The sequence below is a fragment of the Streptomyces sp. NPDC014889 genome (genome assembly GCF_043081205.1).
In the GTDB taxonomy this organism is placed as follows: Bacteria; Actinomycetota; Actinomycetes; order Streptomycetales; family Streptomycetaceae; genus Streptomyces.
In genome coordinates this window covers 200,125-222,404 of the sequence record NZ_JBIBWH010000013.1, presented here as the reverse complement: position 1 = coordinate 222,404, position 22,280 = coordinate 200,125, and the positions used below count along the sequence as shown (strand labels likewise).

The 22,280-nt window shown below is 72.4% G+C and carries 18 protein-coding genes and 2 pseudogenes; 16 read left to right on the top strand and 4 right to left on the bottom strand.

Translation table 11 applies throughout. From position 1 onward, the window contains the following. Positions 1 to 209: 209 nt before the first annotated feature. The 6 genes and pseudogenes from ACF09J_RS26310 (at position 210) to ACF09J_RS26285 (ending at position 7,238) form a co-directional block, all read left to right on the top strand. Entirely contained in the window at positions 210 to 1,862 is a 1,653-nt protein-coding gene (locus ACF09J_RS26310) for a cellulose binding domain-containing protein (protein ID WP_392307895.1), read from the top strand. Positions 1,863 to 2,689: 827 nt separating this feature from the next. Continuing rightward, complete coding sequence (locus ACF09J_RS26305) at positions 2,690 to 3,436, top strand: IPT/TIG domain-containing protein (protein WP_392307894.1); 747 nt, start codon at positions 2,690 to 2,692, stop codon at positions 3,434 to 3,436. 163 nt (positions 3,437 to 3,599) lie between these two features. Further along, positions 3,600 to 4,622 (top strand): IPT/TIG domain-containing protein, encoded by a 1,023-nt coding sequence (locus ACF09J_RS26300; protein ID WP_392307893.1) that lies wholly within the window; start codon positions 3,600 to 3,602, stop codon positions 4,620 to 4,622. A gap of 123 nt (positions 4,623 to 4,745) precedes the next feature. Next, a pseudogene (locus ACF09J_RS26295) lies at positions 4,746 to 5,093 on the top strand (hypothetical protein); the annotation flags it as partial. Positions 5,094 to 5,924: 831 nt separating this feature from the next. Next, positions 5,925 to 6,626, top strand: a complete 702-nt coding sequence (locus tag ACF09J_RS26290; RefSeq protein ID WP_392307936.1) for a hypothetical protein — start codon at positions 5,925 to 5,927, stop codon at positions 6,624 to 6,626. Positions 6,627 to 6,833: 207 nt separating this feature from the next. After that, entirely contained in the window at positions 6,834 to 7,238 is a 405-nt protein-coding gene (locus ACF09J_RS26285) for a hypothetical protein (protein ID WP_392307892.1), read from the top strand. Positions 7,239 to 7,308: 70 nt separating this feature from the next. Here the strand turns inward: ACF09J_RS26285 and helR are convergent, their stop codons facing one another. After that, positions 7,309 to 9,492: an RNA polymerase recycling motor ATPase HelR gene (gene helR, locus ACF09J_RS26280; RefSeq protein WP_392307891.1), complete on the bottom strand. Its 2,184-nt coding sequence runs from the start codon at positions 9,490 to 9,492 to the stop codon at positions 7,309 to 7,311. Positions 9,493 to 9,779: 287 nt separating this feature from the next. Between helR and ACF09J_RS26275 the strand changes: the two genes are divergently transcribed. The 3 genes and pseudogenes from ACF09J_RS26275 to ACF09J_RS26265 all read left to right on the top strand — a co-directional run. Beyond that, on the top strand, positions 9,780 to 10,094 hold the full coding sequence (locus ACF09J_RS26275) for a helix-turn-helix domain-containing protein (RefSeq protein ID WP_392307890.1): 315 nt from the start codon (positions 9,780 to 9,782) through the stop codon (positions 10,092 to 10,094). Continuing rightward, positions 10,091 to 10,300 (top strand): helix-turn-helix domain-containing protein, encoded by a 210-nt coding sequence (locus tag ACF09J_RS26270; protein WP_392307933.1) that lies wholly within the window; start codon positions 10,091 to 10,093, stop codon positions 10,298 to 10,300. Before ACF09J_RS26275 ends, ACF09J_RS26270 begins: the two co-directional genes overlap by 4 nt. Continuing rightward, a pseudogene (locus ACF09J_RS26265) lies at positions 10,273 to 10,680 on the top strand (transcriptional regulator); the annotation flags it as partial. The gene ACF09J_RS26270 and the pseudogene ACF09J_RS26265, both read left to right, overlap by 28 nt. Positions 10,681 to 10,761: 81 nt before the next feature. Here the strand turns inward: ACF09J_RS26265 and ACF09J_RS26260 are convergent. Continuing rightward, complete coding sequence (locus tag ACF09J_RS26260) at positions 10,762 to 11,208, bottom strand: hypothetical protein (RefSeq protein ID WP_392307889.1); 447 nt, start codon at positions 11,206 to 11,208, stop codon at positions 10,762 to 10,764. 229 nt (positions 11,209 to 11,437) lie between these two features. Next, positions 11,438 to 12,580 (bottom strand): glycoside hydrolase family 19 protein, encoded by a 1,143-nt coding sequence (locus ACF09J_RS26255; protein ID WP_392307888.1) that lies wholly within the window; start codon positions 12,578 to 12,580, stop codon positions 11,438 to 11,440. A 468-nt stretch (positions 12,581 to 13,048) separates the two neighbouring features. Here ACF09J_RS26255 and ACF09J_RS26250 point away from each other — a divergent pair, with 468 nt between their 5' ends. From ACF09J_RS26250 to ACF09J_RS26220, 7 genes are all read left to right on the top strand, one after another. Beyond that, entirely contained in the window at positions 13,049 to 13,978 is a 930-nt protein-coding gene (locus tag ACF09J_RS26250) for a HEAT repeat domain-containing protein (protein ID WP_392307887.1), read from the top strand. A gap of 538 nt (positions 13,979 to 14,516) precedes the next feature. Continuing rightward, positions 14,517 to 14,864: a DUF1330 domain-containing protein gene (locus tag ACF09J_RS26245; RefSeq protein WP_392307886.1), complete on the top strand. Its 348-nt coding sequence runs from the start codon at positions 14,517 to 14,519 to the stop codon at positions 14,862 to 14,864. Positions 14,865 to 14,974: 110 nt separating this feature from the next. Then, positions 14,975 to 15,652, top strand: coding sequence for a FadR/GntR family transcriptional regulator (locus ACF09J_RS26240; RefSeq protein WP_392307932.1), 678 nt, complete (start codon positions 14,975 to 14,977; stop codon positions 15,650 to 15,652). Beyond that, entirely contained in the window at positions 15,649 to 16,719 is a 1,071-nt protein-coding gene (locus ACF09J_RS26235) for an asparaginase (protein WP_392307885.1), read from the top strand. Before ACF09J_RS26240 ends, ACF09J_RS26235 begins: the two co-directional genes overlap by 4 nt. 37 nt (positions 16,720 to 16,756) lie before the next feature. Further along, a complete protein-coding gene (gene aspA, locus ACF09J_RS26230) occupies positions 16,757 to 18,169 on the top strand; it encodes an aspartate ammonia-lyase (protein WP_392307884.1) in 1,413 nt (470 codons plus the stop codon). A gap of 208 nt (positions 18,170 to 18,377) precedes the next feature. Beyond that, positions 18,378 to 19,766: a polyprenol phosphomannose-dependent alpha 1,6 mannosyltransferase MptB gene (mptB, locus tag ACF09J_RS26225; RefSeq protein WP_392307883.1), complete on the top strand. Its 1,389-nt coding sequence runs from the start codon at positions 18,378 to 18,380 to the stop codon at positions 19,764 to 19,766. Continuing rightward, entirely contained in the window at positions 19,763 to 20,959 is a 1,197-nt protein-coding gene (locus ACF09J_RS26220; protein WP_392307882.1) for a glycosyltransferase 87 family protein, read from the top strand. Before mptB ends, ACF09J_RS26220 begins: the two co-directional genes overlap by 4 nt. A gap of 70 nt (positions 20,960 to 21,029) precedes the next feature. Here the strand turns inward: ACF09J_RS26220 and ACF09J_RS26215 are convergent, their stop codons facing one another. Next, positions 21,030 to 22,172 carry a site-2 protease family protein gene (locus ACF09J_RS26215; protein WP_392307881.1) on the bottom strand — a complete coding sequence of 381 codons (1,143 nt, stop codon included), beginning with the start codon at positions 22,170 to 22,172 and terminating at the stop codon, positions 21,030 to 21,032. Positions 22,173 to 22,280: the final 108 nt, after the last annotated feature.

The following is a 22,280-nucleotide window of genomic DNA, read 5'->3' as shown; positions in this document are numbered from 1 at the left end:
CGGTTCGCCGCCGGTGCACGGTGTGGCGTCGAAAGTTTCGCTCTGCCATACGAGAGGCCGGAAACCTCTGTCCTCGCTGTTGTCATGTTCCGACCCTGTTCCTAGGCTTGGGAGCGCTCCCACACCCTGTACGCGCCGCCCCACGATCCACGCAACTTTCGAACCGAACAACCTCACAGTCGATCGCGCATCTTCCTCCGGAGGTCCCCATGCGCATGCATCGGAATCGATATCGGCCCAGAGTGTGGGCGGCCGCGGTCCTGGTCGCCACCGCGAGCCTGATCACCCCCTCGCTCACCGCACAGGCGGGCGCCGCCGAAGGGGCCGTCACCGCCGTGCGGGTGCTGGCCGGCGGCGAGGACGACGGTGCGGACTGCGCGGTGCACAACCCGGGCTCTCCGTCGGCGAGTTCCATGCTGCCGGACCCCTTCAAGAAGCTGAACGGCACGCGTATCTCGGCCAAGGGCGACTGGCGGTGCCGGCGGGCGGAGATCAGCCAACTGGCGCAGAGGTCCGTCTACGGGCAGAAGCCCGCGAAACCCGCCGGCGTGACGGGCACGGTGTCGGCGAGCAGCATCACCGTGAACGTGACGGACCAGGGCAGGAGCGCGAGCTTCTCGGCGAGCGTGAGCCTGCCCAGCGGTTCGGGGCCCTTCCCGGCCGTCATCGTGCTCGGCGGGCTCGGGGCGGACACGGCCACCATCAAGGCCTCCGGTGTCGCCGTCATCAACTTCGACCCCTACACGGTGGGCAAGGAGGGCACCGCGCGGAACAACAAGCAGGGCGCCTTCTACAGCGTGTACGGCTCGTCCAGCAGTACGGGTCTGCTGATGGCCTGGTCGTGGGGCGTGAGCCGCATCATCGACGTCATCGAGCAGTCCGGAGGGAACATCCTCAAGGCGAGCGCGACCGGCGTCACGGGATGCTCGCGGTTCGGCAAGGGCACCATCGTGGCCGGCGCGTTCGACCAGCGTGTCGCCCTGACCATGCCGATCGAGTCGGGAAGCGGCGGCGTGCCCATCCTCCGCGGTATCCCGGGGGAGAGCGGCGCTCAGCCGTTGAGCAGCGCCTACTCGGAACAGCCCTGGCTCGGCGACGCGTTCAGCTCCTACACGGGCAACCCGAACTCGCTGCCGGTGGACACCCACGAGATCCTGGGCATGGTCGCGCCGCGCGGGCTGTTCGTCATGGAGAACCCGTACGTCGACTGGCTGGCCGCCAGGTCGGGAAGCGTGGCGGCGCTGGGCGGGGCGGAGATCTACAAGGCGCTCGGCGCGGGCAGCAACATCACCTACTGGTCGGACGTCCAGGACGGGACCCACTGCGCCGTCAGGTCCGAGTGGAAGACGCCGTTGCAGCAGAACCTCCAGAAGTTCCTGCTCGGCACGGGCAACGGCTCGGGCGTGTTCAGGATCGCGCCCAGCAAGTCCGGCAACCTGTCCTCGTGGCGTGACTGGCAGACGCCGACCCTGACCGACGGCGGAGGGGGCAACGGGGGCGACCCGGGCGGCGGCACGGGTGGAGACCCCGGCGGTGAGCCGGGCGGCGGTGGCACGAACGGCACGTGCACGGCCGCCTACCGCAACGTCAACAGCTGGTCGGGCGGCTTCCAGGGCGAGGTGACGGTCCGCAACAACGGAACCAGCACGCTGGGCGGCTGGACCGTCGGCCTGAACCTGGCGTCCGGCCAGTCCATCAGCAGCCTCTGGGACGGCGTCAACACGGGGACCAGCGGATCCGTCACGGTGCGCAACAGCTCGTACAACGGCACCCTCGCGGCCAACGGCACCGCCACCTTCGGCTTCACCGCCACCGGCAACTCCACCCCCGCACCGGGGAACATCACCTGCAAGAGTCCCTGATCACCTGTACCGCCGGGTCGGCCGGTACCTGGACGGTACCGGCCGATCCGATCCAATTCCCTCTGCCGGGGGTGCCCATCGTGGCAAGCCGGCACCCGCGCCTGTCCTCCGGAGAGAAACCGCACGCGGACCGACCGCCACATCCCCCGGAGAGGATGGGCAGCCCACCGGTTGGATATTCACATCCAAGCCTTCGGGTCAGCGGACCGGCAAGGGGTTTCCAGGCGTGTCACTCCATCAGGGGAGCGCGATCATCTGGCTCCCCTCTCGTCGTACCACCTGCTGGGATTGCTCAGGTCGTGCGCCCTGACGGTGTCTTGCCTTGTGAGACAAGGGAGTTGGCCGCGGACGCTCGGCGCGGCGGCCGGCAGCGCCCGGTCGGGGTGGCGCCGAAGGCCGGGCAAGGTGTGAACCGCGAAGCCGGCCAGGCGCCGCACGAGCACCGGATTACTCCAAACGGGTGATGGTGATGAAGGCCTCTTGTCACCCGATCGGAGGTGTGGGTCACTGAGAGTGCGACACCGGCGGGCTGCCCATCCCCGTGCCAGAAGGACGTTGAGACAGGCAGCTGTTGCCGGTTTTCTCCATGCCCAGGAAGACCGCGCAGGATGCTGTGTGCCCGGCCCTGTGTGCCCGGGCGACAGTCCGTTCGTTCTCTCCGGGTCCAGCAGCATTCCTGAGCCGTGCCCTTCCACGCTGAGGCAGCCCGAAAGGGCTGACGGCGCTCGTGCGCCGGGGCGGTCCCGCTTCTCGGCGGCGGCTCGGACGGTGACTGGCCGTTCCGCCGGCTCCTCGCATGTCCCCAGCAGAGACGAAGGAGTGTCCCCATGCCCATCTCTCCGAATCAGGGTTCCACCGGCGGAGGCACGCTGGTGACCATCACCGGAACCAACCTCTCCAACACCAGCGCGGTGATGTTCGGCACCAAGCCCGCGACGAGCGTCACCAACGTCTCCCCGACCCAGGTCACCGCCGTCTCCCCGTCGGGGGCGGGCGCGGTCGGGGTCACCCTGACGACCCCGGGCGGGACGAGCAACCCGCTGTCGTTCTTCTACGTCGGCGCCCCGTTCAAGTCCTCCCTGGGCGCGAACTCCGGGCCGCTGGCGGGCGGCAACACCGTCGCCATCAACGGCACCGGCCTGTCGACCGCGACCAGCGTGTCCTTCGGCGCCAACAGCGCCACCCCGACCGTGAACTCCGACAGTTCCATCAGCGTCGTCGTGCCCGCGGGCACCGCGGCGGGACCCGTGGGGGTGACCGTGACGACCGCGGGCGGCAGCAGCAACGGCCTCTCCTACACCTACATCGACGACCCCACGATCGTGACCGTCAACCCGTCCTCGGGTCCGGCCTCCGGCGGAACGGCGGTGACTATCACTGGCACCAACCTCGACAGCGCCGAGTCGGTCACCTTCGGCGGAACCGCGGCGCCGTTCTCCGTCATCAGCGCCACCACCCTGTCGGCGGTCACCCCGCCCGGCACGGCCGGCGCCGTCGACGTCGTGGTCACCAACCCGGCCGGAACCGCCACCGCCGTCGGCGGATTCACCTACGTCGCCGGTCCGGGCATCTGATCCAGCAACCCCGTTCCGGGGATGCACACGACACCCGTCCGAGCGCGGTCCCCTCCTCCGCTCGGGCGGGTGTCTCCCCGGGCCCTCGTCGCCCGAAACCGGTCCGACGTACGAACCGGTCCTGCGCAGGTTCTGCCGCAGTGTCGCGTGAAGGAGTCCCGCCATGGCCGCCCCCACCGTCTCCTCGATCAGTCCCACTCAGGGGGCGTCCTCCGGCGGGACCGTCGTCACCGTGACCGGTACCGGCTTCACGGGCGTGACAGCCGTACAGTTCGGCGGCGCGGCCGCCACCTCCTTCACCGTCCTCAGCAGCACACAGCTCACCGCGATCCCTCCATCCGGGACGGGCGCGGTCAACGTCACCGTCACCACCGGCCAGGGCACCAGCACGCAGACCGTCACGTACACCTACGTCGCCGCCCCCACCGTTTCGGCTCTGTCGCCCGGTCAGGGGCCGGTGTCCGGAGGCACTTCGGTGGCGCTGACGGGCACCGGCCTGTCGGGGGCGACGACGGTGCTCTTCGACGGGATCGCGGCGACCGCGTTCAACGTTCTGTCCCCCACGAGGATCGTCGCGGTGACCCCCGCCCACGCGCCCGGCGCCGCGGCGGTCACGGTGACCACCCCAGGCGGAACCAGCAACCCCGACAACCCCACCGCGTACTTCTACTACACCCCGGTGCCGTCCCTGACCGGCGTCGAGCCCCCCGCCGGGCCCTCGGCCGGCGGCACCGCGGCGACCCTGACCGGCAGCGGTCTCCTCAACGCGACGGCGGTGCGCTTCGACGCGACGGCGGCGTCGTTCACCGTCGTCTCCGCCACGCGGATCACGGTGGTGACTCCTGCTCACGCGGCCGGTGCGGCGGCGGTCACGGTCACCACCGCCGGCGGCACCAGCAACCCTCTGAGCTACGTCTACCTCGACGCGCCCACTCTCATCTCCGTGACGCCCGATCAGGGACCGACGTACGACGGCGCCGTCGTCACGCTCACCGGCGCCAACCTCACCACCACGACGGTCGTGGACTTCGACGCCAGCCCCGCGGCGTTCACCGTGCTCTCGCCGACCAGCGTCACGGCCGTCGCGCCCGCGGGCGCCGCCGGAGCGGTCACCGTCACGGTGACCACGCTCGCCGGTGTGAGCAACGGACTCACGTACACCCGGATCGCGGGCCCGGCGATCTGACAGGCCACGGTTTGATGGGATTTGGGATTTTGTTCGTGTCATAGCGGTGTTGTGAGATGAATATACGCTTTTCTCTTCACGTCTCCTTCATTGCAGGCGAAGAGCGGAAGGCGTGATGTTTTGATGCGAAGGCTTGCCTACCTGTCGCTGGCCCTGGGAGCGGTGAGCCTGGGCCTGGCATGTGAGCTGCAAGGGTCTGTGGCGACAGCCGCTCCGGGGCCGACGGACACGATGCGCTCATGGGCCGCCGCCACCCAGTTGGAACGTACCGTGTTCGCGGCGGCGATTCCCGGGACGGTGACCTCGAGGACGAGCCTGAGCATCCGCGCCCAACCGACCACCGGTTCCGCCCAGTTGGGGAGCTATTCCAGCGGCGCGCGGATCAGCGTCTGGTGTCAGGCGCTGGGCGAGAGCGTCGACGGCGACCCGGTCTGGTACCGGCTCGCCGACCGCTCGGGCTGGGTCGCCGCTCGCTACGTCAGCGTCTCGGGCACCGTACCGTCGTGCGGCGAGCCCGGCCCCCAGGGCCCGCAGGGCGCGCAGGGCGCGACGGGTGCGACCGGGCCCGCCGGTCCGCAGGGTACGACGGGTGCCACCGGTCCGCAGGGCTCGACGGGTGCGACCGGGCCGGGCGGTCCGCAGGGCTCGACGGGTGCGACCGGGCCGGGCGGTCCGCAGGGCTCCACGGGTGCCAACGGGCCGCAGGGCGTGACGGGTGCTACCGGGCCGCAGGGCGTGACGGGCGCTAGTGGCCCGCAGGGCGACACGGGCGCTGCGGGGCCTCAGGGACTGACCGGTGCGAACGGGCCGCAGGGTACGACGGGTGTCAGTGGTCCTCAGGGCGACACGGGGGCCGCGGGACCGCAGGGCGACACCGGGGCAATGGGGCCGCAGGGTGTCGGTGGTCCTGCGGGTCCGCAGGGCGACACGGGCGCTACGGGCCCTCAGGGCACGACGGGTGCCAGTGGCCCACAGGGCGACACGGGGGCCGCGGGGCCTCAGGGACTGACCGGTGCGAACGGGCCGCAGGGTACGACGGGTGCCAGTGGTCCTCAGGGCGACACCGGGGCTGCGGGGCCTCAGGGCACCATCGGTGCGTCTGGTCCGCAGGGCGACACCGGGGCCACGGGACCGCAGGGTGACACGGGCGCTCAGGGCACCACCGGTGCAACTGGTCCGCAGGGCGACACCGGTGCCGCAGGGCCCCAAGGAGCCACGGGTGACACGGGCGCGACCGGCCCGCAGGGTGACACGGGCGCCAACGGGCCGCAGGGCGTGACGGGTGCTGCTGGTCCGCAGGGCGTGACGGGCGCGACCGGTCCGCAGGGCAACACCGGTGCCACTGGCGATCAGGGTGCCACGGGTCCGCAGGGTGAGACCGGTGCGACCGGTCCGCAGGGCGCCACGGGCACGACGGGTGCCACCGGTCCGCAGGGCAACACCGGCGCTACCGGCCCGCAGGGCAACACCGGTGCCACTGGCGATCAGGGTGCTACAGGTCCGCAGGGTGAGACCGGTGCCACCGGTCCGCAGGGCGCCACGGGCACCACGGGTGCCACCGGTCCGCAGGGCAACACCGGCGCTACCGGCCCGCAGGGCAACACCGGGGGCACCGGCCCCCAGGGTGCCACCGGCCCGCAGGGCGACACGGGGGCCGCCGGCCCGCAGGGTGTTGCCGGTCCGCAGGGCGACACGGGCACTGCGGGTGCCACCGGTCCGCAGGGCGTCGCGGGCCCGCAGGGCGCGGCGGGCAGCACGGACGTCACTCAGGTCGTCGGAGGCGACGTGACGCTGGCACCGGGGCAGAGCACGGCCCTGGTCGTCGTGTGTCCGGCCGGTCAGACCGCGGTCAGCGGGGGCTGGGTCGGGGGCGACGAGGTCATCCCTGTGAACAGCTACCAGAGCACGAGCACCAACCCCGGCGACAGCTGGACCGTGAACTTCCACAACACCTCCGCCACCCAGAGCTACGACGTCACTCCCCTCGCCTACTGCTCGCCGTGACGGCCCTCCCCGCGGCTGGGAAGTGAGCGGATGCGGGGGCTCCGGCCCGGCAGGGCGGGCCGGAGCCCCCGCACGAGCGCTTCCGGACCCGGCCGAGCCGTCCGGGTTCACCGCGAGGGGGCTCTACGGCGGACGGCGAGCGAGGATAGAAGGGAGGATGGAGGAAGAGACCCATCCATACCGGCTCACAGGAGAGGAGGAGCGGGGATGGTTACGGCAGCTGAGACCGTGCTCGAGCCCATCGAGCGTGTCCGGGCCCAGAAGAAGATGTCGGAGGCCGGACTGACCACGCTCGAGCCCGCGGCACGCGTGCGGGCCCAGAAGGGGCATTACCCGACCCAGAGCAGGCGAGTGTTCACCGGCCGTACGCAAGCCCAGCAGGACGGGGCCGGGGAGGCGCATCCTGACGGAGGACTCCACCTGGGCGGTCGCGTGTTCCGCGCCCCGGTTCCGATCCCGCACCTCGGTCTGGAGAACGTGCCCACCCGGGACCTGGTCTTCTACGGGGGCCTGGGAGCCCTCGCCGTCGCGGGGGCCCTCGAATGGCCGGTCGCCCTGGCCGTCGGGGGAGCCACCTGGCTCGTGCGCGGCAGGCGGAAGGAAGGACGCTGAACGCCCTGGACCCAGAGGGGAGCGGTGCCCGGCAGCGCAAGGCTGCCGGGCCTTCCCGGTGACACCGACGTCAGGGGCTCGTGAGGACGACGAGTTGCTGGGTCGCTCTCGTCATGGCGACATAGCGGTCGATCGCTCCTTCGACACCCTCGCCGAACCTCCCCGGGTCGACGAGGACGACCAGGTCGAACTCGAGTCCCTTCGACAGTTCCGGGGTGAGTGACCGGACGCGGGACGTGGTCCGGAACGAGGGATCGCCGATGACACAGGCGACCCCCTCGGCATGCGCGGCCAGCCAGGTGTCGACGACCGAGCGCAGCTCCGAGGTGGATCCGTGCATGACGGGGACGCCGCCGCTGCGGACCGAGGTCGGCACGTTCGCGTCGGGGAGCACGGCCCGGATGACCGGCTCGGCTTCCGCCATGATCTCCTCGGGCGTGCGGTAGTTGATGCTCAGCGACGCCAGGCTGATCCGGTCGAGCCCGATCCGTTCGAGCCGTTCCCGCCACGACTCCGTGAACCCGCGCCTGGCCTGGGCACGGTCCCCGACGATGGTGAAGCTCCGCGACGGGCACCTCAGCAGCAGCATCTGCCATTCCGCGTCGGTCAGTTCCTGGGCCTCGTCGACGACGATGTGCGCGAACGGGCCGGCGAGCCGGTCCGGGTCGGCGGTGGTCAGTTCCGACTCGTCGACCAGGCTGACCTCGGCGTCCTCACCGCGCAGCATCCTCACCAGGCCCTCACCTTCGTCACCGTCGGCCCCGGAGTCGGCCGCGGCGGCGATCAGGTTGTCGACGACCTGCTCCATGCGCTCGCGCTGGGCGGCGAGGACGGCCGCGTGCCGGGCCTCGCGCCGCGACGTCTCCGCGTCACCGAGCCGCTGCCGCGCCGCGTCCAGCAGCGGCAGGTCGGACACCGTCCAGGCCAGGGCGTCCCGGCGCTGGAGCTTCTCGACGTCGTCGCGGCCCAGCCAGGGAGCGCACATCCGCAGATAGGCGGGCACGGACCACAGGTCTCCGACGAGGTCGGCCGCTTCGAGCAGCGGCCAGGCGCGGTTGAGGGCGGTGAGCAGTTCCCTGTTGCGCGTCAGGGACGCGCGGAGCCGGTCGGCCGGGACGCCGCCTTCGTGCTCGTCCACCTCGTGCTTGTCCACCAGGATCGTGAGCAGCTCCTCCCGGATCTGGTCCCGCGCCTCGTTGTGCGGGGTCCCGGGCTCGACCGCCTCGAAGGCCGCGGCCCAGTCGTCGGCGGTCAGCCGCACGTCGGACCAGGGGGTCGTGACCGTCATCCCCTCCGCCGGCGGCTCCTCGTAGAACCTGACGGCCTTCTCGATCGCCTTCACCATGTCCGCGGACGACTTCAGGAGTGCCACGTCCGGGTCGCTCTCGACCGCCGCCGCGGCTCCCTCGGCGACGAGGTCGCGCAGGGTGCAGGTCTGTACGCCCTCCTCGCCGAGGCTGGGGAGGACGTCGGCGACGTAACCGAGGTACGGCTGGTGCGGGCCGACGAACAGCAGGCCGCCGCGGCGGTGGCCGAGACGGGGATCGGAGTGGAGGAGGTAGGCGGCGCGGTGCAGGGCGACGACGGTCTTCCCCGTACCCGGACCGCCGTCGACGACGAGAGCGCCGCGGGAGCTCGCGCGGATGACGGCGTCCTGGTCGGCCTGGATGGTGCCGAGCACGTCGCGCATCCGGGACGAGCGGCTGCCGCCCAGGCTGGCGATGAAGGCGGACTGGTCGTCGAGCGCGGCGTGCCCGGCGATGTCGTCCGCGGTGAACACCTCGTCCCAGTAGTCGCCGATCCGGCCGCCGGTCCAGCGGTACCGGCGGCGGCTCGTCAGCCCCATCGGACGGGCGTGGGTGGCTCCGAAGAAGGGCTCGGCCGCGGGGGAGCGCCAGTCGAGCAGGAGCCGGCGACCCGTGCTGTCCGTGAGGCCGAGCCGCCCGAAGTACAGGGGCTCGGGCTGGTCCGTGCCGACCATGCGGCCGAGGCACAGGTCCAGACCGAAGCGGCGCAGGGTGCGCAGCCGAGCGGTCAGCCGGTGGATCTCCAGGTCACGGTCCATGGCCTGCCGGCCCGTGCCGCCCGGCGCACTGCGTTCGGCGGCGAGGCGGTCGGACACCTCGGCGATCGACTGCTCGAGGCACTCCGCGATGGCCGCGAAGTGCCGCTCGTCGTCGGCGATCAGTGCCGGGTCGGCCTTGGCGGAGAGACGGTCGGGAAGGTCGAAAGCGCTGGTGGTGAGCGGGTTCATGATCTCTTGGGTTCCGATCTGGGGTCGCTTGCGACCATTGCGTGCGGCACAGGGATCGACGGGCCCGCGCGGTGCACGCGGGCACCGGCGGACGCTTGGTTTCCGGCTTCGGCCGGTGATTGTGCGGCACACCGGGGGCCTTGCCGCAAGCCCCCCGGTGCGCTATACGTTGAGAGTGGAAAGGAGCCGGCGGCCCTCCTTTCCTTTTCTTTTTGCCACCCTGTGCGACGCGGCGCTCAATGCGGTGTGCGCATAATCCATGAGTTCTGCGCGCTAGAGTCGCCGTCATGGGTATGAGTCTCGACGAGCGGGTGCGGTCCGCGGTGGCCGCGCTGCTGCACGCGACGGGTGAGTCCCAGACCGATCTCGCAGCCGCGTTGGGAGTCAGCCAGGCGCAGGTGAGCCGCCGTCAGTCCGGCGGCGCCCCCTGGAGCCTGGCCGACTGCGACGCGGTCGCCGCGCACTACGGCATCGAGGTCCTCGAACTCCTGGCGGGACCCACCCGGGCCACGGAGTCGCTGCCCGGGGAACGCCGTCGCGTTCCCCGCCGCCACACCGGCTCGGGACGCACCGCGGCCGTACGGGACGGAGGTGCCCGATGACGGACTTCGACGCGATCGATGCGCTGCTGGCCGGGGCCAGGAAGGAGGTCCCGCTGCCGCCGGCCGGGGAGCGGCGTGCTCTGCGCGAGGGGCTGAGCGTTTCGCGCGCCCAGCTCGCGCGGGCCCTGAACGTCGGCCCGTCCAGGGTCGGTGGCTGGGAATCCGGACGGGACCCGAGCGCCGAGCGGCGCGTGAGGCCGGTCTGACGGTGACGGACCGGACGCTGAACGCGTGGCTGGAGGGCAGGCGGAGCCCGTCGAGGAGGAACCTCGAACGCGTGGAGACCGCGTACCGGGCGGTGCGCCGGCACAACGTCGCCCGCTATCTGCTCGCCCGCCTCAACCGCGAAGGCCGGGGCACCCGGGTGGAGTTCCACCCGCTCAACCAGTCCCAGGTCACCCGGCCCCGCCAACGCGTCGTGGAGTACCGCTCGCTCAACGTCCGCCACTGGGACGGCATCGTCGCCGCCTGGGCGGCCGCTGACGACCAGGCCCTGGACGACGCCTGGGTGAACGACGCCGTCGTCGACCTCGGCTCCCAGTGGGGCCAGTACGAATACGTCACCAACATCGGCTTCGCCGCCTGACGGAACGGCCGCAGCAGGCCCGTGTCCGCCGGAGGAGTCTCAGCGGACACGGGCCTTGTTGCCGGCCGGGGCCGGGCCGGGTCAGGCCGGGGGCGGGGTGAGCAGCGGGCGCTGGGCCCCCTTGTGCTGCTCGTAGGCGGCGCGGGCCGCGGTGGTCGTGGGCAGAGCGGAGACCTCTGCCACCGGGACGTCCCACCAGGCGTCCGAGTCGGGGACGGGGACCAGGGGATCGGTCTCCACATGGACGACGGTGGTGTGCTCCGCGGCCAGTGCGGTGGCGAGCGCCTCGCGGAAGCCGTCCAGGCCGCGTGCGCGGATGACGTCCGCGCCCAGGCTCGCGGCGTTGGCGGCCAGGTCGACCGGCAGGGTGTCGCCGTCCAGGTGCCCGGTGGCCGGGTCGCGGTAGCGGGCGTCCGGGTGCGCGGTCTGGACGACGTGCCGGTGTGCCTGGACACCACGGTGCTGGTGCGCTCCCGCGCCCGGCCGCTGGAGGACGCCGACCTGACGGAGCACGAGGCCTACGCCCACACCACGCGCACCCGCCCGGCACCGCCGCCCATCCACCGGGGCCGCCCTCGGCCCGGACGCCGGCCTGATCGGCGCCGCGGCACTTCCGTTGCTCACCCGGCTCGTGGCGTCGCGTTCCTGACGCCTGACGCCTGGCGCCTGGTGCCGGCAGCGGGCAGGGCGTGGACCGGACTTCCTTCCTCGGCCCACGCCCTGCCCACTTGCCTGCCTGCCTGCGGAAGGGTGTTGCTCAGCAGTACAGGTTGTTACCGGGGCTCACGCCGAGGATGGACGCGAAGCGCTGGTAGGCGTCCACGCGGCTCTGCACCTGGCCGGGGTTCCTGCCGTCGCACTCCAGGGAGCCGTTGATCGAGCGGATGGTCTGCCCGAAGCCGGCGCCGTTGACCATGGCGGCGTGCGGGGTCATGGAGCCGGGACCCGACTGGGTGTTCCAGTACCACAGGCCGGTCTTCCAGGCCACGGAGGCGTCGTTCTGCACCAGCCAGGGGTTGTTGAGCAGGTCGATGCCGAGCGCGTCACCGGCTGCCTTGTAGTTGAAGTTCCAGCTGAGCTGGATGGGCCCGCGGCCGTAGTAGGCCGCCTGCCCGGCGGGGCAGCCGTACGGCTGGTTCCAGTCGCAGTAGTGGGGGTAGTTGGCGGTGTTCTGCTCAACCACGTAGACCAGGCCGCCCGTCTCGTGGCTGACGTTGGCCAGGAAGGCGGCCGCCTCCTGCTTCTTGGTGGTGTCGCTGCCCGTACCGGCGAAGCCGGGGTAGGCGCTGAGCGCGGCGGTCAGACCGCTGTAGGTGTAGAAGGAGTTCCGGCTCGGGAACATCTGGTTGAACTGGGCCTCGGAGACGACGAACCCGGACGGGTTGCCGCTGCCGCCGCTCGACGGGGCGCTCCACTTCTGGTTGCCGCCGCCGATGCAGGTCCAGATCTGCAGACGGGTGCCGTTGGCGCTGTTGTTGTCCCGCACGTCGAGGCACTTGTTCGCGGCCGGGTTGACGATGTCGCGGGCGGCGGTGACGACCCATTGCTGGTTCGCTCCGCCGGAGCAGTCCCACAGCTGCACGGCGGCGCCGTCGGCCGTGCTGCGGTCGACGACGTCGAGACACTTGCCGAGCGCCCGCAGGGTTCCGTCACCGGAGTTGGACCACTTCTGGGCGTTCGTGCCGTTGCAGTCGTAGAGCTGGACGGGCGTGCCGTTGGCGTTGCTCGCGGCGGCGACGTCGACGCACTTGCCGGCGAGGCCGGTGATCTGCCCCTCCGCCGCCCAGGCGGGGGAGACGGCGAACAGGGCGGAGAGGGCGAGGGCGAGCAGCGCGCTGACCGTGAGCTTGGCCAGCGGTGCGCGTCTGCGGAGGCTCGAACCAGGGTGGGGGGTGGGCATGTGGGGTGTGCTCCTGGGGAAGAGGCGGTTGAGTGACGACGTGGCCACCCGGCTCCGGTGGGACGCGGGAGCGGTCGCGCGGGCGGGGGTACGGGGACGGCCCGGCGAGGACCGTCGTTGCGGCATGGGGGCTCGACCCGGCACGGTGGGGGGCCTGACGGCCTGGAATCTAAAGGTCTACACCAATGCGGTCAAGAGCTGTACATGACATGTGGCCGATAATCGAGGTACCGACGTCCACACGCCCACCCCACGAAAACGGCTCGCGCGGACCGCGGACCGAGAGGGATCCTGAAGCCCCGCCGCATGTGCGGCCGACCCACCGCACCGGAACGGAGCACGGTGATCCCCAGCCCTGGACGGCGGTTGCGGCGACGGCTGCGATCCCGCCTCGAAGCCCCCGACGCCACAGCGCACTTGCCGGAGGACCAGCTGCCTCCCCGGCCGACGGCGGGTCAACTCCGGGACGTGACAGCCGCGATCGAGTCCGGGCGAGTGCGAAGCGCCGACGAGCTCGCCGTGCTGCTGCTCACCGTCGACCGCGACGGTGACCCGCAACTGCTCGCCGACGCCGAACAGCTGCTGCTCCAGGCATCCCCCCGTTTGTGGCTCATGCTCGATGTGGCGATACGCCCCGCATGGCGGCAGGCTCGACGCTGGTCGGGCACCGCGGTGCAACGACTGGTGCAGGGCGAATCCTCACCGTTGGGGCTCACGGTCGCCGCGTGCCACCCCGACGGCCATGTCCGTGAGGCGGCCGTCGCGCGTCTGACCGGACCCCCCGACCCCGGAGCCGTCGCCGGCCTCGGGGAGACGGGGAGCGCTGACGACGCCGGCCTCGTCGCGGCCTGGCTGGAACACCCGCGCCCTCGCGCCCGAGCTGAGGCGGTGCGCGCGCTGCGCCGCCTGGGCGGTGTCGACCCGGAGCGCCTGTTCGGGATGCTCACCGACCCGTCCGGCGCGGTGACCCGGCAGATCACCGTCGCGCTGCGCCCCTCGGTGTCCCGCCTCGACCTGCCGCGCCTCCGCCGGCTCCTCAGCACGAGCAATCCGCAGCACACCCGGATGGCCGCCTACCGGTTGCTCCACGAACGGGACACCTGGACCCGGCTGCTCACCGACCTCGAACTCGCCAACGACCCCTCGCCCTTGATGCGCCACCGCGCCCGCGGCGACATCACGACGTGGCTCGCGAGGGAAGCCGCCACCACGTACTCGAAGCCGCGGGGCAGTACGGCCGACGCGCTCGCGGAGCAACTGCGCGCCGCGCAAGACGCACTCGGCCCGGACCGGGCACGCCTGCTGCGCTTCCACCTCGGACTCGGACCGTCGTCAGTACGGACCAGTCCCCGGTCACACGACGTCAGCCTGCGCGACAGCGCGGTCCGCTCGTCGTAGCTCTCCGGCTGTCGGCGCGGCGCAGGCGGCGCCGAGGCAGAGCATGCCCGGGATGGCCAGCATGGTGCGCTGGTCGTTTTCCAGGGTGGGTCTCCTTCAGCGTGCTGAACACCAACAGCGCCACACCCGTCAACGCCGGCACCTCGAGTGTCAGTTGAACCCTGCCCGGCAGGCACCGGAAGGCCAGCCACACCGTGTACTTCTCCGCATGTGTCAGGGCCAGTCAGTCGCACCAGAGCCGAGACACAGGTCAAGAAGGCGGATCCGAAGCTCGCGGCCGCCGACCAGCTCCCACCCGGCAGTGGCAGGGTCCCGGGCAGCCATGTCAGCGCGGCCGGCGACAGGAGCACGCCGCCCAGCCCGGCTGCGACAGCACCATGCAGTGTGAAACTCCACCCCATGGTGCACAGCGTGTCACAGAGGCGGCCGGGCCCTGTCCGTGCTTGCGCAGCGCGCTTACCTGCCAGGTCATCGCCCTCTGCGCACCCGCCTGCCAGGATCGCCGGTGCAACAGAGCCCGAACGGACGGAAGGACGACATGACCGCCTACGCGTTGGCCCACCTGCAGGAGGCCGCTCCGCATCCGGAGATCGCCGAGTACATCGAGCGCATCGGCGGCACCTTCGAGCCGTACGGTGGCCGCTTCCTCGTGCATGCCGCGCGGCACGAGGTGAAGGAGGGAAGCTGGCCCGGCGGCGTCGTCGTGATCTCCTTCCCCGGGATGGCCGAGGCGCGCGCCTGGTGGGACTCGCCCGCGTACCAGGAGATCGCGCCGTTGCGCGCGCGGCACATCGAGGGCGACATCATCCTGGTACCGGGCGTGCCCGAGGACTACGACCCGGCCGTCACCGCGAAGGCGATCCGGGACGCGCTGCCCGCCGAGTAGCCCTCCGGCAAGGGCGCGCCTTGACAGTGCGGCTCAGCCAGGCGCAGGATCACCCCGTGAACCTGTCAGACAGCCAGACAGGTGGTCCGGGGCCGCGGCGCGTCAGCGCCATGGAAGCGGTGCTCGGCCACCTCCGCGGCGCCATCGAGCGCGGCGACTACGCCATCGGCGACAAGCTCCCCTCGGAAGCCGAGCTGTGCCGCACACTGGAGGTCAGCCGTCCCGTGCTGCGGGAGGCGCTTCGGGCCCTGCAGACGATGGGGCTCACGGTCTCCAGGACCGGCAAGGGCACCTTCGTCGTCGCCGGCGCGGTCGACGATCCCACCTTCGGCGACTACGCGGCCAGCGACCTCCTGGAGGTGCGCCGCCACGTCGAGATCCCGGTCGCCGGATACGCGGCGCAGCGCCGTACCGCGGAGGACCTCGACCGTCTGGTCCACCTGCTGGACCGGATGGAGCAGGAGACGGACACCACCGCGTGGGTCGCGATGGACACCGTCTTCCACCTGGCCGTGGCCGAAGCCACGCAGAACTCGGTCTTCCGCCGGGTGATCGAGGAGATCCGGGACGCGCTGGCCCGCCAGTCCGCCTTCCTCAACGAACTCGGCGGCCGGCGCGAGCAGTCCAACCGCGAGCACCGGGCGATCGTCGAGGCGCTGGTCGACGGTTCCGAGCACGACGCGGTCCAGGCCATGACCCACCATCTCGACCGCGTCGAGACGACCCTCACCGACATCATGCGCCCGGGCCGCACGGATGCACCCACGGAAGGCGGTTCCAAGGCGTGAACCAGGCAGTTGTGTACGGAAGTTCGCTGGTGGCCGGGGCTCCCGTGGTCCGGGAGCCCCGCCACGTCCCCGTCGCCCACCTCGTCCGCGGCGGGGTCGTCGAGGGCGTCCACCACGGCTCGGTCGTCGTCCTCGGCGCCGACGGAGCCGTGGAACTGCGACTCGGCGACATCGAGGCCGCCTTCTATCCGCGCTCGGCGCTCAAGCCGGTGCAGGCGGTGGCGATGCTCCGGGCCGGGCTGCCGCTCGACGGCGAACTGCTGTCGCTGACCGCCGCCAGCCACTCCGGGGAGGCACGGCACCTGGCAGGCACCCGGCGCATCCTGGAGCTGGCCGGAGTCACCGAGGACGACCTGCGCAACGTCCCCGACCTGCCCTACGGCCCGGCCGTCCGCGAGGCCTGGGTGCGCGAGGGGCGACGGCCGTCCCGGCTCGCGCAGAACTGCTCCGGCAAGCACGCGGCCATGCTCTACACCTGCGGGCTGAACGGCTGGCCGCTGGAGGACTACCTCGATCCGGACCATCCCTTGCAGCGGGCCGTCGCCGACACCGTCGAGGACCTCACAGGGCAGGCGATCGCCCGCGTGACCGTCGACGGCTGCGGAGCACCCCTGTTCGCCGTCTCGCTGCACGGGCTCGCCCGCGCCGCGGCCCGGATCACCACCGCACCCGCCGGCACCCCCGAGGGGCGGGTGGCGCACGCCGTGCGCGGACACGCGGAGATGGCCTCCGGCTCCGGGCGGGACGTCGCGGCGCTGATGCGCGCCGTGCCCGGTCTGCTCGCCAAGGACGGCTTCGAGGGCGTCCAGGTCGCCGCGCTGCCGGACGGCCGGGCCGTTGCCGTGAAGATCGCCGACGGGGCGGACCGGGCGCGTGTCCCGGTCGCCGCCGCGGCCCTCGCCCGGGCCGGGATCGACCCGGCCGCGCTCGCCGAGTTCGCCGGGGAGCCCCTGCTCGGCGGCGGCCGACCGGTCGGCAGCGTACGGGCCGTCCGAGCCCTCGACCCCGCACCGGGCTCCCGGCCCCGCCCGGACGAGGGCCGCCTCCCCGCCCGGACGCCCGCCTGACCGAACCGTCCACCCCCGAAAGAGGACCCGCACAGCCATGACCGCCGCAGCCCACCGCAGCGAACACGACCTGCTCGGCCACCGCGACATACCCGCCGAGGCGTACTGGGGCGTCCACTCCCTGCGCGCCAGGGAGAACTTCCCCATCACGGGGACTCCGATCTCCGCCTACCCGCACCTGATCGACGCCCTCGCCGCCGTCAAGGAGGCCGCCGCCCTCGCCAACGAGGAACTCGGCCTGCTGGAGCCGCGCAAGGCCGCCGTCATCGTCGAGGCCTGCCGCGAGATCCGCGACGGCAAACTGCACGACGAGTTCGTCGTCGACGTCATCCAGGGCGGCGCCGGCACCTCCACCAACATGAACGCCAACGAGGTCGTCGCCAACCGCGCGCTGGAACTGCTCGGCCACGCCAAGGGCGAGTACCAGCACCTGCACCCCAACGAGGACGTCAACCTCGGCCAGTCCACCAACGACGTCTACCCGACCGCCGTCAAGATCGCGACGGTGTTCGCCGTACGCGGCCTGCTCAAGGCGATGGCCGTGCTCCAGGACGCCTTCGCCGGCAAGGCCGTCGAGTTCCGCGATGTGCTCAAGATGGGCCGCACCCAGCTCCAGGACGCCGTGCCGATGACCCTGGGCCAGGAGTTCTCCGCGTTCGCGGTGATGCTCGACGAGGACCGTCTCCGGCTCGCGGAGGCCGTCGAGCTGATCCACGAGATCAACCTCGGCGCCACGGCGATCGGCACCGGCCTCAACGCCCCCGCCGGATACGCCGAGTCGGCCCGCCGCCACCTCGCCAAGATCACCGGCCTGCCGCTGGTGACCGCCGCCAACCTGGTGGAGGCCACCCAGGACTGCGGTGCCTTCGTGCAGATGTCCGGCGTGCTCAAGCGGATCGCCGTCAAGCTCTCCAAGAGCTGCAACGACCTTCGCCTGCTGTCCTCCGGTCCGCGCGCGGGCCTGGGCGAGATCAACCTGCCGCCGGTGCAGGCCGGTTCGAGCATCATGCCCGGCAAGGTCAACCCGGTGATCCCCGAGGTCGTCAACCAGGTCGCCTTCGAGGTGATCGGCAACGACGTGACCATCACCATGGCCGCCGAGGCCGGCCAGCTCCAGCTCAACGCGTTCGAGCCGGTCATCCTGCACTCCCTGTCGGAGAGCATCACCCATCTGGAGCGCGCCTGCCTGACCCTCGCCGAGCGCTGCGTGTCCGGCATCACCGCCAACACGTCGCAACTGCGGGCCGCGGTGGAGAACTCCATCGGTCTGGTCACCGCCCTCAACCCGCACATCGGGTACGAGGCGGCCACCGGCATCGCCAAGGAGGCCCTGGCCACCGGCCGCGGCGTCGCCGAACTCGTCCTGGAGAAGGGCCTGCTGCCGGCCGAGCGGCTCGAGGCACTGCTGCGGCCCGAGGTGCTCGCGGGCAGCGGCTCGCCGAAGATCTGAACCACCTCCACCCGCCCGACGACCGGGCCCCGACACCCACCTCACCGGGACACGTACGTCACCAACGGGCGCGCCACGGCACCCGCGCCGCGGCGGGCGATCACGCGCGCCGCGGCGCTCACACGGCGGTCATGCGCAGGCCGCCCCGCCGAGGGACGTGCGTCGCCTTCCGGCCACCCGGCGTTGACACGCTTCCCGAGTGTTGGCCATGGCTTTCCCCGTCGATCTCCGCCGCTGCCAGGCCCTCGGCCTGGCCGGAACCGCCTTCCTCGCGCTCGGCGGTCGGACCGCCGGGGCCCTGCCGGTCGCGGACCTGGTCTCTCCCGGGTCCGGGCGCGCCGCGCTCGGACTGGTGGGCGTGTACTTCGGGGTCGTCCTGCTGATCGCCGCGTGGGCGCTGCTCGGCCGGGTGATCCGCGGCCCCGAACCGCCCACGCCCCGCGCCCTGCTGCTCGTCCTGGCCGTATGGGCGGCGCCGCTGCTGCTTGCGCCGCCGCTGTTCAGCCGGGACGTGTACAGCTATCTCGCGCAGGGCGCCATGGTCGACGCCCACCTCGACGTGTACACACACGGGCCCGCGCAACTCGGCGGGCCGCTCGCGGCCGAGGTCGCGCCGGTGTGGCGGGACACCGCGGCCCCGTACGGCCCGGTCTTCCTCGCCGTGGCCTCCGCCCTGTCCGCACTGACCCGCGGGGAACTGCCGGCCGGCCTGCTCGGCATGCGGCTGGTCGCCCTGCTCGGTGTGGCCCTCATGGCCGTGGCGCTGCCGCGGCTCGCCCGCCAGTGCGGCGCCGATCCCGCCGCCGCGCTGTGGCTCGGCGCGCTCAACCCGCTGGTGCTGCTGCACCTGGTCGCCGGAGCCCACAACGACGCCATCATGCTGGGCCTGCTCGGCATCGGCCTGCTCGCCGCCCGCGGCCGTCTGCACGTCCTCGGCGCCGTCCTGATCACGCTCGCCGCGCTGGTGAAGGCCCCGGCCGCACTCGGCCTGCTGGCCGTGATCGCGCTGCGCCGGCACACCGGAGTGATGCGCGCGGTCGCGACGACCACCGCGGCCGCGCTCGCCACCACGGTCGTGGCGACCGCCCTCACCGGCACGGGGTACGGCTGGATCGCTGCCCTGCGGACACCCGTCTCCCCCCACAACTGGTCGCCCACCAGCCTTCTCGGCCGGGCCACGGGCGACGTCCTCGCACACCTGGGCAGCGGCCTCGCGCCCCTCGCGACCCCGGTCTGGCACGCGGCCGGCCTGCTCGCGACCACGGCAGCGGTGCTGTTCATATGGCTCCGGCTGCGTCCCGGGCCGATCTACGCGCTCGGCCTGAGCCTCGCCGCCGTCGCCGTCCTCGGCCCGGCGATCCGGCCCTGGTACGCGCTGTGGGGCCTGTTCCTGATCGCCGCCGCCGCGCCCAGCGCCTCCGTCCGCCACCGGGTGGCCGCCGCGACCGCCGTCCTCGCGCTCGCCGTACTGCCCAGCGGCGGCCCGCCGGACCTCGCCCAGGTGGCCCTCGCGGTCTCCGGGGGCGCGCTCGCCCTGGTCGTCCTGTGGCAGGCCCACCAGACGGCCCAGTCGCCGGTGCTCGGGGGGACCGCGTGAGACTGCCGCGTACCGACCTGGGACGGCTCGTCCTCGTCCTGTGCCTCGCCGTGGCCGTGACCGTCTTCACGGCCACCGTGCCGCTGCTGCGCGGCTGGTTCGACCTGCGCGTCTACTACGGTGCCGTGAACGACTGGGTGCACCACGGCGGCCGCCTCTACGACTACCAGGTGCCGGGGACCGGCTACGGCTTCACCTACCCGCCGTTCGCCGCGCTGATCATGCTGCCGATGGCACTCGTCGGCCCGGACACGGCGATCGCGGGCGCACTGCTGCTCAACCTCGTCGCCGTCGCCGTCGTCCTGTGGATCCTCGCCGGCCGGGAGCTGAGCCGCCACGGCTGGTTCGGCTGGGCCCTCGCGGCCTGCGCGCTGGCACTGCTCGAACCCGTGCGGGACACCATCAGCTTCGGGCAGGTCAACCTCCTGCTGCTGGCCCTCGTGCTCGCCGACGGATGGCTGCTGTCCACCGGGCGCGGCCGCTGGGCGGGGGCGGGCATCGGGCTCGCCGCGGCCGTCAAGCTCACGCCCGCGGTCTTCATCGGCCTGCTGCTGCTCGCCAGGCGCTGGCGGGCCGCCGCCGTCGCGACCGCCGTCACCGCCGCGGCCACGGTCCTCGCGGCCTGGGCGGCACCGGACGCCTCCCGCTTCTACTGGACGCACGCCGTCTGGGACACCACCCGCGTGGGCCGCCTCGACTACGTCTCCAACCAGTCCCTCCAGGGCGTCCTGGCCCGGCTCACGGCACCCGGCGAACCCAGCCGCGCCGCCTGGGCGCTGGCCGTCGTCCTCGTCCTGGCCGTGTGGGCGTGGCGCACGCACCGGGCGCTGCGCGCCGGCGACTGGCGGGCCGCCTTCGCCCTCACGGGGCTGGTCTCGTGCCTGATCAGCCCGATCACCTGGGTGCACCATCTCGTCTGGCTGCTGCCGTCGTTCGCCGTGCTGGCGCACGCACGCCGACTGCGGACCGCGGCCGTCCTGTACGGGCTGCTGTGCAGCAGCGTGGTCTGGCTGTGGTTCGACGACGCCTCCGGACCCGGCGGCTTCCTCGGCAGCAACACCTATGTGTGGATCACCCTGGGCCTGCTGCTGGCACTGCCGACCGACCGGCCCCACGTCACGAGCCCGCCCCTCGGAGGCGGCCCCGGCGCTCCCGCACCCGTGACCGTCGGCCGCCCGCCGACGACCCCCTGATCCGCGCGGAGGCGGCGGCCGGGGCGGCACCGGCCGGGCCGGGTACGAGACGGGCAGCCGCCCCGGCGTGCTACACCGGGTGCTCCCTGTGGGCCGAGGGATCGCGGTGGCGCCGGCGGGACCGGTCGATGTCGTGGGCGGTGACGATGCCGCTGAGCCGGCCGTCGTCCATGACCAGGATGGGCAGTCCGCCGCCCGCGGCGCCGAGGCGCTCCAGCACGGAGTTCAGCAGCTCGTCCGGTGCGGCGAGCGTGCACCGGGACAGCGGGGCCGCGAGGTCCCGTGCCCGCAGCAGCTCCCGTTGCCCGGGCGGTACGGTGGCCAGCCTGCGCATCTGCAGGATGCCGCTGGGCCGGCCGTCGAAGTCCAGCAGGGGCACCACCGAGTGCCCCGTCCGGGCGGCCACCTCGGACAGGAAACTGCCCACGGTCAGCCAGTCGGGCCCGGTCACCACCGGAGTGGTCATCGTCTGCCCCACCCGCACGCCACGCAGAGCGGTGACCAGCTCCGCCCACCGCCGTTCGGTCGCCGCCGTACCGGCCACGAACAGGCCGATGGCCATCAGCCACAGGCCTCCGGTCGTGCCCCTCAGGAGCACCACCCACCCGGCGGCGGCCAGCGCCACGCCGATGACCTGTCCGCAGCGGCCGGCCGCCCGCTGGGCCCGCTCGCGGTCACCCGTACGCCACCACACCGCGGCCTGGACCAGCCGGCCTCCGTCCAGGGGCGCGGCGGGCAGCAGGTTGAAGACGCCCAGCAGGAGGTTCGTACCACCCAGCCAGCCCAGCACGGCAACCGGAATCCGCCATCCCAGCGTCGTGTCCACGGCGGCCGCCACGCCCAGCCAGACACCGCCGAGGAGCAGGCTGGCGACCGGCCCGCTGACGGCGACCCAGAACGCCGTACGCGCCGTCGTCGGCCGGTCCATCCGGGTCAGCCCGCCGAGTGCCCACAGCGTCACGTCCCGTACGGAGATCCCCGCTCTGAGGGCCGTCAGCGCGTGCGCCACCTCGTGCACCACCAGGCTCACAAGCAACAGCGAAGCACCGACGACCCCGCCGGCCGCGTACACCACCGGCGCCACGCCGGCCTGGTACCTGGGCAGCGTCCAGACGGCCAGTCCGTACGCGAAGAACAGCATGACCAGCGGCACGCTCCAGTGCGCCTGGATCGCCAGTCCCCGGATGCTTCCGAGCCGGACAGAACCCTTCATTCCCATCACCGCCGACAGGTCACGCCCTGCTTCCAGGGTCCGCCACCTGCCGGTGAAAGGGAAACATCCGGCTCCCGGCCGCCGGGGGAGGTGCCGGGTGACAAGCAC